The organism is Halorubrum sp. Hd13 (assembly GCF_002252755.1).
In the GTDB taxonomy this organism is placed as follows: domain Archaea; phylum Halobacteriota; class Halobacteria; order Halobacteriales; family Haloferacaceae; genus Halorubrum.
The window spans coordinates 17,772-30,429 of record NZ_NHOY01000071.1; the positions used below are offsets into that span (position 1 = coordinate 17,772).

Sequence of the window (12,658 nt, forward strand, 5' to 3'; positions counted from 1 at the left end):
GAATGGACGGCTTAGGACTTAAAAGGGCCGCCGCTACCGATCGCGATCGGTGAGTCGATCGGGCGAAGACGCCTCGCGGTCTCCGAGGCCGTCACCGGCCGACTCGTCGCGATCGGTCGCGCGGCCGAAGCGGGACCCCCGCTCGGCCTCGCGCTCCCTGACCGCGGCGAACCGCTGAGCGGCGTCGGCGACCGAGTCGAGGACGGCGAACGTGCGGTAACTGAGGTACGCTCCGAACGTGAGTCCGAACGCGACGATGAGGCCGAGCAGGATCTGCCCGAGAATCAAGACAGAGTAGACGAACGTCAGGAGGGCCACGGTCGCGGCGGCCGTCCCGAGTCGGGTGCGGAGGGCCTCGGAGGGCGAGAGCGGGTCGTGCGCCATGCGCCCCGCTACCGGCCCGGGACACTAAAAAATGGCTGGCGGTCGGCAGGGACGGGGCGACCGTCCTCAGTCGTCGGCCGGAGCCGCGGAGTCGCCGGCGGAGACGCCGGTTCCGGGGCCGATGTCGATGCCGAGGTCGGCGAGCTTCTCGTCGGGGACGACGCCGTCGACCCAGCCGCGGGTCTCGTAGTACTCCGCCTTCATCTCGTCGAGCTCGCAGAGCTCGCCCTCGCTGGCGCCCGTGCCGGGGATCGCGTCTGGGTGCCCGTCGATGAAGCGGTTCGGCAGCGTGTCGTCCGCGCCGTCGAAGCCGGCGAGGTTGTTGAAGTAGCGTTCGAGGTTGTACACCCGCTCGCCCGCCTCGAACAGCTCGTCCTCGGAGACGTCGCGGCCGGTCATACCGTTGTACTGGAGGACGTACTCCTCGATCCCCTCGGCGAACGCGCTGAACTTGCAGATGTCGAACGAGTCCGACACCGCGTGCAGGTCCTGGAAGGTGGCGGTCAGCTCGCCCTTGCCCTCCCACTCGTACGGGTCGACCTTCTCCGGGATCCCGAGGATCTCGGCGGCCGGCGTGTAGCCGCGCAGGTGGCACGCGCCGCGGTTGGAGGTCGCGTACGCGATCCCCATTCCCTTCATGCAGCGCGGGTCGTAGGCGGCCATCGTCTGGCCCTTGACCGAGAGCTTGTTGCCGTGGGCGTCCTTCGCGTCGGCGACGCGCTCGGGGCCCTCCGCGAGGAGGTCGCCGAGGTCCGAGGAGCGGTGGCCGATCTCGTCGAGGAGGTCGACCATCGTCTCGGAGTCGCCCCAGTCGAGGTGGCCGACGCCGTCGAGTTTGCCCTCTTCGCTCATCTCCATCGCCATCGCCATCATGTTGCCGGCCTCGATGGTGTCGATGCCGAGGTCGTTACAGCGCTGGAGCATCAGCGCGATCTCGTCGCGGTCGGTGTGTCCGGAGTTCGGGCCGAGCGCCCACGCGGACTCGTACTCGTACGACTCCGTGCGGACGTTCATGTCCTCGCCCTTGTGCTGGAACTGGACCTCGACCTCCTTCTTGCAGGCGACCGGGCAGGAGTGACAGGTCGGCTCGTCGACGAGGATGTTCTCGCGGACGTTCTCGCCGGAGACGCGCTCGGCGTCGACGTCGATCCCCTCGGTGTCGTTGTACGCCTCGGTCGAGGTGTACTTCGCGTTCTTCGTCGGGAGACCGTCCATCTCCTCGGTCGCGTTCATCAGGACGTTCGTCCCGTACATCGAGAGCCCGCCCTCGTTGGGCGCGGTGACCTCCGACTCGCGGATGACCTCCATCGCCTGCTGGTACCCCTCCTGGAACGTCTCGGGGTCGGCCGGTTTCGGCATGTCGGTGCCGCTCTTCACGACGACCGCCTTCACGTTCTTCGCGCCCATCACGGCACCCGTGCCGCCGCGACCCGAGGCACGGTCGTCCTCGTTCATCACGCAGGCGTAGCGAACGCCGTTCTCGCCGCCCTGCCCGATAGCCATTACGGAGAGGTTCTTGCCGACCGACCCGTCGACCTCCTCGCCGAGAGCGTCGACCGTGTCGTGAACGCCTTTCCCCCACAGATGGGAGGCATCGCGCGTCTCGACCTCGCCGTCCTCGACGAACAGGTAGACGGGGTCCTCGCTCTCGCCGTCGAGGAGGATCCCGTCGAGTCCGGCCCACTTGAGTCGGGCACCGGACCAGCCGCCGTGGTGCGAATCGGTGACCGTTCCCGTCAGCGGGGACTTCGTCACGAGCGCGATCCGACCGCTCATCACGGTCTGGGTCCCCGTGAGTGGCCCCGTCATGAAGGCCAACCGGTTGTCGGGCCCCATCGGATCCACGTCCGGACCGGCGTCGAAGGCGTACTTGACGCCGAGCCCGCGCGCGCCGATGTACTTCTCCGCGTCTTCCTCGTCGATCCCGTGGTAGTTGACCGCTCCCTCGCCGAGATCGACCTGTGCAACTCTGTCTCTGTAGCCACCCATTTCAGTCATGTAATGCTCGTTCATTATAGATGTACCACAGCGTGTTAGATGTTCACCTCCGACCGAAACCGATATGCGTTACATCGGTCCCCGGCCACGAGCGTTGTGGTACATAAACGCCGACGAGGCTGGAAATCCGGAGATCCGCAGACGACGAGGGGTTCGAAACGGGACCACACGCGCGTGCCAGCGGGAGTGCTATCGAGCGGTTTCGACGGGACCGTCGCGGAACCGCCGTTCGGGCGTCCCGATCCGGTCCCGTTCCGTCGCCGCCATTCCGCACGGCTAACTACGTTCGGCGAGAACGACGCCGCGTGGCCGATCCCGATCGGGACGGGGGTGCGTCGACTGTTCGCCGGCATATCGAGACCGGCGCGTTCGCGCTCGTGCTGTTCCTCTCGTCGGTCGTCCCGGTACCCGGCGGCTTGGCCGCGGGCAGAGACGGGAGCGGAGTCGTCTCGTCGCTCGCCGCGCTCGGGATCGGGCCCACGGATCCGCTCCACTTCGTCGGCTACGCGGTCCTCGCCGCGCTCCTGGCTCGAACGACCGGAGCGACCCGTCGTGGACTGGTCGTCTCCGTCGGCACGGCGGTCGCGTTCGGGTTCGGGGTCGAACTCGTGCAGTCGACGATCCCGTGGCGATCGTTCGCCCGGAGAGACGTCGCCGTCAACGCGCTCGGCGCGATCGCCGGCGTGGGAGGGTACGCGCTCCGGCAACGATGGTCCGGCCGTAACTAGGGTTCCGTCGCTGCGGGGAGGACTCCACGTTCCTCGATGACGACACGGCTTTACGCGCTCGCCCGCTTCCTCCGGTAATGAGCAAGCCGAGCCCCGACGCGTACGAGCAGGGGCGCGGGATGGACGCGCACAACGCCGTGATGCGCGACATCCGCGCCGAGCGCTCGGAGACGTACGACCCGACGCAGCCGACCCGCGTGTGGATCGACGAGGACAACACGCCCGACGGCGTCGTCAACTCCCTCACGATCATCCTGAACACCGGCGGCTGTCGGTGGGCCCGCGCCGGCGGCTGTACGATGTGCGGCTACGTCGCCGAGTCCGTGGAGGGCGGGAGCGTGGCCCACGAGTCCCTGATGAACCAGATCGAGGTGTGTCTCGACCACGAGCGCGAGGAGGCGGACGCGCCGGCCGAGCTGATCAAGATCTACACGTCGGGCTCGTTCCTCGACGAGCGCGAGGTGCCCGCGGAGACCCGCCGGGCCATCGCCGAGACGTTCGCGGACCGGGACCGTATCGTGGTCGAGTCGCTGCCGGACTTCGTGAGCCGGGAGAAGATCGGCGACTTCGCCGACCACGGCATCGCGACCGACGTGGCCGTCGGGCTGGAGACGGCCACCGACCGCGTCCGCCACGACTGCGTGAACAAGTACTTCGACTTCGCCGACTTCGAGGACGCCTGCGCAGAGGCCGCCGACGCCGACGGCGAGTTCGACGCGGACGTGGGGATCAAGGCGTACCTCCTCATGAAGCCGCCCTTCCTCGCCGAGCCGGAGGCCGCCGCCGACATGATCGACTCGATCCGTCGCTGCGCCGACGTCGACGGGTGTCACACCGTCTCGATGAACCCGACGAACGTCCAGCGCTACACGATGGTCGACGAGCTGTTCTTCGAGGGCGGCTACCGACCGCCGTGGCTCTGGTCGGTCGCGCACGTCCTCGAGGAGACCGCCGACGTCGACGCCATCGTCGTCTCCGATCCGGTCGGACACGGCTCCGACCGCGGCGCGCACAACTGCGGCGAGTGCGACGACCGCGTCCAGACCGCGGTCAAGGACTTCGACAAGCGCCAGGACCCGAGCGTCTTCGACCAGGTCTCCTGCGAGTGCGAGGCGACGTGGGAGCACGTGATGGCGGCGGAAACGAGCTACAACATGCCGCTGGCGCGGTAGGGGCCGATCGACCGGAAACGACGGCGACCGGCGTCGGTCGTTTTATTCAACTTCTCGAAACGATCGTAGCGGTTTGAATCGAATAGCGTCGTGTTTTTGATTCACAGATCGGAACATACCGAACGATCAGGTCGAACAAGACCCATATACGTCCGGATACTACGGAAGAACATGAACGCAGTCGCCAGCGGTCCCCGGTCGTCCCGCCGGAAGTCGGTCCTCTTCTGTGCGGAGTGCAGCTTCCAGAACCCCGTCTCGGAGGGGTGGCTCGTCGTCAGCGACGGCGACGAGCGCACCATCGTCTGTCCCGAGTGCGGTCACGTCGCCGACCACCGCACGGAGCGGTCCGCGCCGTCGCCGAAGCACGCGGACTGAGGAATCCGAACTGAGCGGTCCGCGGTCGGCCGACCGAGTCCCTCCTATTTTCGCTCCGGTGCCCGCTCGGCGAGCACCGGGATCTCGTCCAGTCGCTCCGAGTCGAGCTCGTCCCAGTCGATCCCCGACGGGCGCTCGTAGGGCGTCTCGGTTCGGACCGTCCGTTCGGGGGTGACGATCAGGTCGAGCGGGACGTCGTGCGCGTCCGGAGCCGGGAGCGATGGTGACGGGGCGGCGCCGCGCTCGTCGCCGAGGTCGCCGGCGAGCGCCGACTCCGGCCCGTCGATCACGGACAGCTCGTGGACCGTGGTCGCGACGGTCGTCTGGTCGGTGACCGCGTCGAGCTCGCGGAGCACGCCCCACTCCAAGTCGCTGTACCCCTCGCCCTTGCCGATCCGCGCGCCGTCGGTCGTCACCGCGACCGAGCCGGCGACCACGAGGTCGACGTGCGGGACGTCCTCGGGCGCGACCGGCGTGCCGTGCGTCGAGATGCCAGAGACGGTGGTGGCGTCGTCGACCGTCGGCCGGTCGGTGGCGTCGTGGTCGGACCCCGCGAGTTCGTCGGGGTCGAGCCGGAGGAACGGGTTCGGATCGCGCAGGCGGGGCTGCGCGACGTACACCGTCTTGCCGGCGCGGAGCGCCGCGCGCCTGACCGGTAACTGCGGCGCGTCGGGGTTGCACTTGAGCGCCGCGGCGTCGGCCCACTCGGCGGTCTCGGTCAGTCGCTCGCACGCCGCGTCCGCCCCGGCGAAGTTCGGGATCCGGTCGTGGGGCGGGAACGGGAACCGCGCCTGGTCGCCCGCCTCGAACGCGTCCCAGACGGCCTCGCGGACGGCCTGTTTGTCCATGCGAGAGGGAGCGCGCCCGGCGACAAGTAACCCCCGAACGCGGACCCGAGGCGAGAGGCGTCGCCGGTCGCGATTCGGTCCGGTCCGCCGGTCGATCGGTCGATCGGCCGATACTCACCGTCGGTCTTATATATCAGATCGGTGTTGATTCGGCGTATGTTAGAAGACGGGCTCTCGTATCCGATACGGGGCGACTGGGTCGGGCGAATCGTCATCGGCGGCGTGCTGGGGTTCCTCTCGGTCCTCGTCGTCCCGGCGTTCATCATCGTCGGCTACCTCGTTCGGGTTCTGGAGAAGACGATCGGCGGCGACGAGGTGCCGCCGGAGTTCACGGGCTGGGGCGACCTGCTGATGAAGGGTCTGATCGGGACGATCATCACGATCGCGTACACGGTGATCCCGGTGGTCGTGTACGCGGTCGTCGTCGGGGTCGTGTCCGGAGCGGGCGGCGCCATCGGCGGCGACACCGGCGCGCTCGTCGGCGTCGTCGGGCTGCTGTTGACGCTGGCGTTCATCCCGGTGTTGTTCCTCGTCTACTACGCCGTTCCCGCCGCGCTGTCGGCGTACGCGGCCCGCGGGGAGTTGGGGGCCGCGTTCGACGCGGACCTCCTGAAGCCGGCCCTGTTCAGTACCGAGTACCTCGTCGCGGTGCTCATGCCCATCGTCGTGGCGGTCGTCGTCTGGATCGCGACCGCCGTGCTGGCCGTCACCGTCGTCGGCCTCCTGCTCGTCCCGTTCGTCCAGTTCTACGGGCAGGTCGCCGTCTTCCGGATGTTCGGCTCGGCGTTCGCGACCGTGAACGATCGCATCGAAAGCGGGCCGGCCGGGGGCGCGGCGAGCGCGGTCGACGACGACACGGCCCGCTGAGGACGCCGCGGTCGGCGTTGCGGGCCGAGGCCGACGACGCGCCTTTTAAACCGCTCAGTCGCCCACGTACGCGTATGTTCGAAGACCGGCCGGACCGCGACGCCGAGGTCGTCCTCGTGGGGCGCTCGAACGTCGGCAAGTCCACGCTGATGCGCGAGCTCACGGGTCACGACTTCTCGACGGGCGGCAAGCCGGGCGTCACCCGGCAGCCGAACCACTTCGACTGGGCCAGCGAGAGCTTCATGTTCACGGACCTGCCCGGGTTCGGCTTCATGTCCGGCGTCGAGGAGGAGCACCGCGAGGCGATCAAGACGAACATCGTTCGCTACCTGGAGGAGAACGCCGACTCCATCCTCGCGGGCGTCGTCGTGATGGACGGGAAGGCCGCCGTCGACATCATCGACCGCCACGCCGAGCGCGGGAACATCCCCCACGACGTGGAGATGTACGGCTTCCTGGAGGACGTCGGCGTCGAGCCCATCGTCGCCGTCAACAAGACCGACAAGATCGACGACCTCGACGAGCGGCTCGACGAGATCTGTGACCGCCTCGGGCTCTACCCGCCGTGGCAGCAGTGGTCCGATCGGATCGCGCCGATGTGCGCGAAGCGCGGCGACATCGAGGCGCTGGAGGAGTGCCTCCGGACGCGCTTCCACGAGCACAACCGCGACGACCTGCTGAAGTTCGTCTCCTGATCGGTCGTTTCGGACGGGACCGTGAGTTCGGTTCTGAAGGTCGCACGCGTTCGTTTATAAGTCGATGCTGGCGACTCGGCAGTGAACGCCCTCAAAGCCCCAGCCGCTCGGCTATAGGTGAGTGCCTCTGGATCGGTAGCGAACAGCTTCAAAGCCCCAGCCGCGACGACTCGCGCGGCTCGGTGCGCTCCTCGCTCGTTCGTTCCGCTCACTCGCTGCGGTGCTTCCGTCGCCGTGCTTCGCCCTCGCGGCTGCCCCTTTGAATCCACCCCGCACCGCACGCCTCCCCAGCCTCGTCGCTGGCGCCGGCGGCGCCAGCGACTCCCTCGCGCGTGCTCCTCGCACCCTGCGGGCGCTCGGAGGCACGCGCCACCGCAATTCCACTTCTATTTATAAATGGTCGAGACCGACATTCGGCCGAGATAGTACCGCCTCAGAACTCGAACCCGACCGCGTCGCGGTGGGGCCGGAGCGGGCTCATCGGGTACGGCGGCGACGACTCGGGGTCGTTGAACTCGCGGGGAGCGACGTCGTTCGGGGTGTCGGGGTAGAACAGCGCGGCGAGCGTCTGTATTGCGGTCCGCCCGCTGGCCAGTTCGAACTGACCGCCGCCGTAGCAGTCGATGCCGCGCTCCTCGCAGTACGCGATCGTCTCGAACAGGGATTCGAGGGTGCCGAACCGCGAGGGTTTGATGTTACACCAGCCGGGCTCAACCGGGAGCGATTCGAGGCTCTCGACGCCGTCGATCGGGTAGTCGAAGGAGAGCCGGTCGGCCTGCGGCTCGACGAGCGGACTGGTCTGCGGCGTGAACGCCGGGTCCTCGACGATCGCGGCGGGGAACGCGGCGAACACGTCGCGGTACAGCTCCGGGTCGGCCTCGACGTCCACGTCGGTGTCCTCGTACCAGCCCTTCAGGTCGAGGATCCGAACCGCGTCGGTCTCCCTGAGCGCGACGAACGCCTCCTCGGGCCAGTCCGGAGTCGGGTCGAGCTTGAACTCCAAGTCGTCGTCGAGCGCGAGTAACTCCTCGACGCGGTCGGTCGTCGGCGGCTCGCCGAGGCGGGTGGAGACGACGAACCGGACCGGGTCCGGTTCGATCCCGAGGTACTCGCCGAGCGACTCGTCACGCTGTCGGAGCGCTAGGTCGAGCGCGGCGCTCTCTACGGCCCACCGGCGGTAGTTCCGGAAGTACTCGCGCGTGGGCGGCTCGTGGGCGAAGAGGTCCTCGTCGTCGAGCCGAGCGGAGAGCTCCTCGATCGTCCACTCGCCCTCGATGTCGATGGGGTCGGTCCCGACGAGGGCCGCGTGGTCCTCGGCCTCGTAGGTCACGTCCTCGCCGCGGCCGACGACGCCGTCGCCGGTGAGCCGGAACTCGGTCGTGGTGCGCTCGAACCCGCTGGTCGTGGCCCCGGTGTATCGGCGCCGGTCCACCGACTCGATCGTCACGGACAGCTCCGCGATCCGCTCGTAGGCGCTCATGCGTCGTCAGACGCCCCCGGAGAACTTAAATCAGGGACGCGGACGGCCGCCGTCAGGGCCGCGCGCCGTCGCCGTCGCGTTCGTACCGCGCCCGGAGCGTCTCGACGTGCGTGCCCAGCGTCCAGAACAGCGGGATCACGGTGAGCGCGACCGCGCCGGCGGCCGCGACCTGTAGCACGGTGGTGGTGAACCACGGCGTCGCGTCGGCGTACGGAAGCGAGGTGTGCGTCACGCCGCCGGTGACGGGGACGAAGTAGTCCATCAGGAGGTCGACGGTGTACCACGCGGTCGCGACGGCGACCGCCTTCGGCGGGAAGTCCGTGATCCGGTAGAGGACGAACGCCTGCACCACCATTCCGAGGTGACTCACGAGGAGGAACGCGTACAGCGGGACCCCCGACGTCTCGACGAACCGCGGCGCGAAGACGACGAGCACGTACGGGGTCCACAGCCCGAGTTTGACGTTGCCGAAGAACGCGAGCGTCGAGAGGGTGTCGCTCGACCGGCCGACGGCCCACGCCGCGAGCGCGAGGGCGATGAGCAGCGTCGCCCCGGGGCTGTCCGGGACGAACGCCCACATCTCGGCCGGGATCTCCCGGAACTGGAACCGGTAGTACCAGAAGCCGAACGCGGTGCCGACGAGGTTGATCGCGACGATGACCCACGCGAACCGGAAGGCGACGTCCTCCAGCGCCTCCGGCAGCGGCGCGACCCACCGCGGCAGCGACTCGCGCTCCGGGGGCTCGCGTCCGAGCGCGCCGACGATGTCCATACGCTCGGGTCGGACCCGCCTGTCAAAGCCGTGGCGGTCGCGGATCGCGAGCCCGGGCGACGCCGTCGGCCGTCGACCGGACGAAAAGGGCTATGAGTCCCCGGCCGGAACGCTCGTGGTATGCGCCCGCGCACGCTGCTCGCGCTGCTGCTCGTCGTCCCCCTCGTGGACGCGCTGTTCCTGATCGTGGTCGCGACGCGGCTGGGGTGGGCGGTCACGGTCGCGCTGGTCGTGCTGACCGCCGTCCTCGGCATGCTCCTCTTGCGCGCCGAGGGGCGGGCGACGCTCGCGCGCGTCCAGCGCAAGTTGGCTCGCGGCGAGCCCCCGACCGACGAACTGCTCGACGGCGGCCTGCTGATCGCCGCCGGCGCGTTCCTGCTCACGCCCGGACTCGTGACGGACGCGGTCGGCTTCCTGCTCGCGCTCCCGCTCTCCCGAGTCCCGATTCGGATGGCGCTCAAGAAGTACGTCGTGGTGCCGTACCTCGACAGCGAGACCGGCGGCTTCGCCTCCGGGAACGTGTACATCGGGGGATTCCCCGGCGACGGCGGCAGCGGCGGTAGCGGTGGCTTCACCATGGGCGGTGGCGGCGGATTCGGCGGTAACGGATTCGACGGCGACGCCACCGGCGACGACCCCGACGACTTCCCCGGCGCGAGCGGCGCCGGCGGAGCGGGAGGCGACGGCGGTGACCGCTTCGACGATCCGGATCACGCCGACGACGTGGTCGATGTCGATTTCACGGTCGAAGACGAGAAGTCCGACCGAACCGACTGACCGCGAGACGGTCGCGGCTCGGGACGCCGAAACCGCGAGACGGCGGAGGAGTGGTGAAAGGAAACCCTTAAAATCCTACCCGCGCAACGCTTGAATGCGCTCACCTGGGCCAATAGCTCAGTCAGGTTGAGCGCTCGGCTGATAACCGGGAGGTCCACGGTTCAAATCCGTGTTGGCCCACCTACAGCGTCCACGGTCTCTGGCCGTGGCGTGTTAGGGGCTGTACGCCTCCCCAGCCACCTAACTTCGTTCCTGTTCTCGATACTGACATGTTTTTCGAGGATTGATAGATAAACGATCCCCGACAAGTCACGCAATGACTGATACTCAATGGGCAGGTCCTCAGTCTAGTACTTTCCAGCGATTCACACGGTTCTATCTCGCGGTCGTGGATCCAGACGACTCTCTCACGAGCGCTCCGTCTGGAATACGCTCACGACTCAGTCGCACTCGCGACGCGGTCGGCCGCGGGGAGCCGATCGGTCCAGTAGAGCGCCGCTGCCAGCCCGAGGATGACGGCGAGGCCGGCGGCGAAGCCGCGGAAGACCGCGGCGAACGGGTAGCCGGCCTCGACGAGCGCCCCGACGACCCCGCTTCCCGACGCCTCCACGGCGATAGAGAGTCCGCTGAACGCCGCGAAGGTTCCGGCGCGGGTGTCGGCCGGAAGCGCCGAGAGGACGTAGGTGTCGAGCGCGGGGAACAGCCCGTGAATCGTGTAGCCGAGGAGGACCGATATCGCGCCGAGCGCGAGCGCCCCGCGGAAGACCGTCAGTCCGAACACGCCGGCCGTGAACGCCCCGACCAATCCGAGGATGTAGGGGACCGTCGGGAGGCGGTCGACGAGGGTTCCGCTGGCCCAAAAGGCCGGTATCCCCGCCGCGAACGCGACCGTCAACAGCGCGTTCGCGGTCCCCGGGGCGAGCCCCCGAGCGAGCATCACGGAGACGTAGAAGTTGAACAGTCCCTGCCAGACGAAGCCGGCGGCGCTGATGAACAGCATTCCGGCGAGGACCACCCGCCAGTTGCCGAGCACGCCGCGGAAGTTCCGCGCCGGCGGCTCCTCCGGGACCCGGTCGGCCCGCCGGAGGCCGACGGCGAACGCGAGGGTGGTGACGAGGGCCGCGGCCGCAAGGAGCCAGAACACCGCCCGCCACGTCGCGATCGCGACGACCGACACGACCACCGTCGGGGCGGCCACCGCCGCGAGCTGCGCCGCCGTCCCGTGGATGCCGATGCGCTTGCCGACCCGGTCGGGGTACAGCTCTCCGATGAGCGGCACCGCGGAGACGAAGTAGGTGCCGGAGGCCACGCCGACGGCGAACACCCCGACCCGGAGCGTGCGGAGGTCCGGCGACGAGGCCGTGAGGGCGGCCGCCGCGGTGAGGATGACCCCGGAGACGACGACGATTCGTCGCCTGGAGACCCGCGTGAGAACGTAGCTCAGCGGCAGTCGGGGGAGCGCCGTGCCGAACCAGACGAGCGACACGACCGCGCCGACGGTCGCCGGTCCGACGTCGAACGCCGCCTGTAGCGGTTCGACGAGCGGGGCGAAGACGACGCGCCCGAAGTTGACGACGAAGACCATCCCGAGGAGGCCCCCGTACAGGCGGCGAGTCATGGCCCGGTGTTCGCCGCGGGGAGGTGTAATCTGTTGTGATCGGACCGCTCGCGCCGACGGCCGGCCGATCGGATACACAGATCGGATCCGGAGGTCGGATACGAGGGCCGTTCGCGTCGCTCCCCGACTGGCTTCGACACCACCGACGTTCAGCCGGCGTCACCGAGGCCGACGGCCGCGAGGTCGCCGAGGCGGTCGTCGGCGCTATCGAACCGCTCGGAGTCGTATAAAACCGCGTCCGGCGCGGCGCCGACGAGGCCGGCGCGACGCGGGGTTACTCGGTCCACCTGATCTCGTATTCCAGTTCGAGCCGTTGGGCTCCGGTCTCCGAGTCCGTGAGCCGTTCGAGTTCGACTTCGAACCGGGCCCGTTCCGGGATCGACGCGGTCTGCTCTTCCGCGCCGCTCGCTAACGTGACGTCCCCGGACTCGATCTGATCCGCGGCGTCACGCAGTGCTTCCGCGATCTCTCGTCTCTCGATCCCCTCCTCGTTTTTGAATAGCTCTTCTTCGGGCATTGTTGGTCAGTATTCGGGCCGCTGGGCTCGGATGACATCGCCGAGCTGTTGCTGTTCGTCGGCGAGCAGCTCGGCCACGTCGTCCGCCGTGATGATTCCGACGAGCGTGTCTCCCTCACAGATGGGGAGGCGTCGGATTCCGTGCTCGGCCATCAGGTTCATCGCCTCGTAGAACCCGGTGCCGGGTTCGGCCGTGCAGAGCCCGTCGGTCATCACGTCTTCGGCCGTCTGCTCGGTCGGGTCGAGCGCCGCTCCGAGGACGCGAACGGTCAGGTCCCGGTCCGTGACGATCCCGACGGGCGTCTCGCCGTCCGTGATCACGACGCTACCGACGTTCTCCCCGTCCATTGTCGCGGCGAGCTCGGCCACGGAGGTTTCGGGGGGAGCCGTGACGGCGTCGCTGCGAGCGAGGTCTTCGATTGGCATG

Annotated in this window: 15 protein-coding genes and 1 tRNA gene; 7 read left to right on the forward strand and 9 right to left on the reverse strand. The window is 68.6% G+C overall.

Features of this window, described 5'->3' with window-relative positions:
* Positions 1-33: 33 nt before the first annotated feature.
* Positions 34-384 carry a hypothetical protein gene (locus tag DJ81_RS09625; protein ID WP_094527120.1) on the reverse strand — a complete coding sequence of 117 codons (351 nt, stop codon included), beginning with the start codon at positions 382-384 and terminating at the stop codon, positions 34-36.
* Between the two features lie 66 nt (positions 385-450).
* A complete protein-coding gene (locus DJ81_RS09630; protein ID WP_094589508.1) occupies positions 451-2,382 on the reverse strand; it encodes an aldehyde ferredoxin oxidoreductase family protein in 1,932 nt (643 codons plus the stop codon).
* A 305-nt stretch (positions 2,383-2,687) separates the two neighbouring features.
* On the opposite strand from DJ81_RS09630, the gene DJ81_RS09635 reads away from it, so the two are divergent.
* The 3 genes from DJ81_RS09635 to DJ81_RS09645 all read left to right on the forward strand — a co-directional run bounded on the left by DJ81_RS09635 (position 2,688) and on the right by DJ81_RS09645 (position 4,657).
* A complete protein-coding gene (locus tag DJ81_RS09635) occupies positions 2,688-3,110 on the forward strand; it encodes a VanZ family protein (RefSeq protein ID WP_094589463.1) in 423 nt (140 codons plus the stop codon).
* Positions 3,111-3,187: 77 nt separating this feature from the next.
* Positions 3,188-4,282 carry an archaeosine biosynthesis radical SAM protein RaSEA gene (locus DJ81_RS09640; protein ID WP_094522189.1) on the forward strand — a complete coding sequence of 365 codons (1,095 nt, stop codon included), beginning with the start codon at positions 3,188-3,190 and terminating at the stop codon, positions 4,280-4,282.
* Between the two features lie 171 nt (positions 4,283-4,453).
* The gene (locus tag DJ81_RS09645; RefSeq protein ID WP_094527123.1) at positions 4,454-4,657 is read left to right on the forward strand and encodes a hypothetical protein; all 204 of its coding nucleotides are present in this window, start codon (positions 4,454-4,456) and stop codon (positions 4,655-4,657) included.
* 44 nt (positions 4,658-4,701) lie between these two features.
* Here the strand turns inward: DJ81_RS09645 and DJ81_RS09650 are convergent, their stop codons facing one another.
* Positions 4,702-5,505 carry a 5-formyltetrahydrofolate cyclo-ligase gene (locus tag DJ81_RS09650; RefSeq protein ID WP_094589465.1) on the reverse strand — a complete coding sequence of 268 codons (804 nt, stop codon included), beginning with the start codon at positions 5,503-5,505 and terminating at the stop codon, positions 4,702-4,704.
* Positions 5,506-5,661: 156 nt separating this feature from the next.
* Here DJ81_RS09650 and DJ81_RS09655 point away from each other — a divergent pair, with 156 nt between their 5' ends.
* Both DJ81_RS09655 and engB read left to right on the forward strand, forming a co-directional pair.
* The gene (locus tag DJ81_RS09655) at positions 5,662-6,372 is read left to right on the forward strand and encodes a DUF4013 domain-containing protein (protein WP_094589467.1); all 711 of its coding nucleotides are present in this window, start codon (positions 5,662-5,664) and stop codon (positions 6,370-6,372) included.
* A 74-nt stretch (positions 6,373-6,446) separates the two neighbouring features.
* Positions 6,447-7,067, forward strand: a complete 621-nt coding sequence (engB, locus tag DJ81_RS09660) for a GTP-binding protein EngB (protein WP_094522193.1) — start codon at positions 6,447-6,449, stop codon at positions 7,065-7,067.
* Between the two features lie 433 nt (positions 7,068-7,500).
* Here the strand turns inward: engB and DJ81_RS09665 are convergent, their stop codons facing one another.
* Both DJ81_RS09665 and DJ81_RS09670 read right to left on the reverse strand, forming a co-directional pair.
* Positions 7,501-8,547 (reverse strand): hypothetical protein, encoded by a 1,047-nt coding sequence (locus DJ81_RS09665; RefSeq protein WP_094526292.1) that lies wholly within the window; start codon positions 8,545-8,547, stop codon positions 7,501-7,503.
* Between the two features lie 52 nt (positions 8,548-8,599).
* A complete protein-coding gene (locus DJ81_RS09670) occupies positions 8,600-9,319 on the reverse strand; it encodes a DUF1405 domain-containing protein (RefSeq protein ID WP_094526291.1) in 720 nt (239 codons plus the stop codon).
* Between the two features lie 120 nt (positions 9,320-9,439).
* Between DJ81_RS09670 and DJ81_RS09675 the strand changes: the two genes are divergently transcribed.
* Both DJ81_RS09675 and DJ81_RS09680 read left to right on the forward strand, forming a co-directional pair.
* Positions 9,440-10,096, forward strand: coding sequence for an FxsA family protein (locus tag DJ81_RS09675; RefSeq protein WP_094589469.1), 657 nt, complete (start codon positions 9,440-9,442; stop codon positions 10,094-10,096).
* 106 nt (positions 10,097-10,202) lie between these two features.
* Positions 10,203-10,276 (forward strand) — tRNA-Ile (locus DJ81_RS09680).
* A 253-nt stretch (positions 10,277-10,529) separates the two neighbouring features.
* Here the strand turns inward: DJ81_RS09680 and DJ81_RS09685 are convergent.
* From DJ81_RS09685 to DJ81_RS09695, 4 genes are all read right to left on the reverse strand, one after another.
* Positions 10,530-11,714, reverse strand: coding sequence for an MFS transporter (locus DJ81_RS09685; RefSeq protein ID WP_094526289.1), 1,185 nt, complete (start codon positions 11,712-11,714; stop codon positions 10,530-10,532).
* A gap of 149 nt (positions 11,715-11,863) precedes the next feature.
* Positions 11,864-12,001 (reverse strand): hypothetical protein, encoded by a 138-nt coding sequence (locus tag DJ81_RS19205; RefSeq protein WP_170938289.1) that lies wholly within the window; start codon positions 11,999-12,001, stop codon positions 11,864-11,866.
* Positions 11,989-12,231: an amphi-Trp domain-containing protein gene (locus tag DJ81_RS09690; protein WP_094526288.1), complete on the reverse strand. Its 243-nt coding sequence runs from the start codon at positions 12,229-12,231 to the stop codon at positions 11,989-11,991. Before DJ81_RS09690 ends, DJ81_RS19205 begins: the two co-directional genes overlap by 13 nt.
* 6 nt (positions 12,232-12,237) lie before the next feature.
* Complete coding sequence (locus tag DJ81_RS09695; protein WP_094526287.1) at positions 12,238-12,657, reverse strand: CBS domain-containing protein; 420 nt, start codon at positions 12,655-12,657, stop codon at positions 12,238-12,240.
* Between the last annotated feature and the right edge of the window lies 1 nt (position 12,658).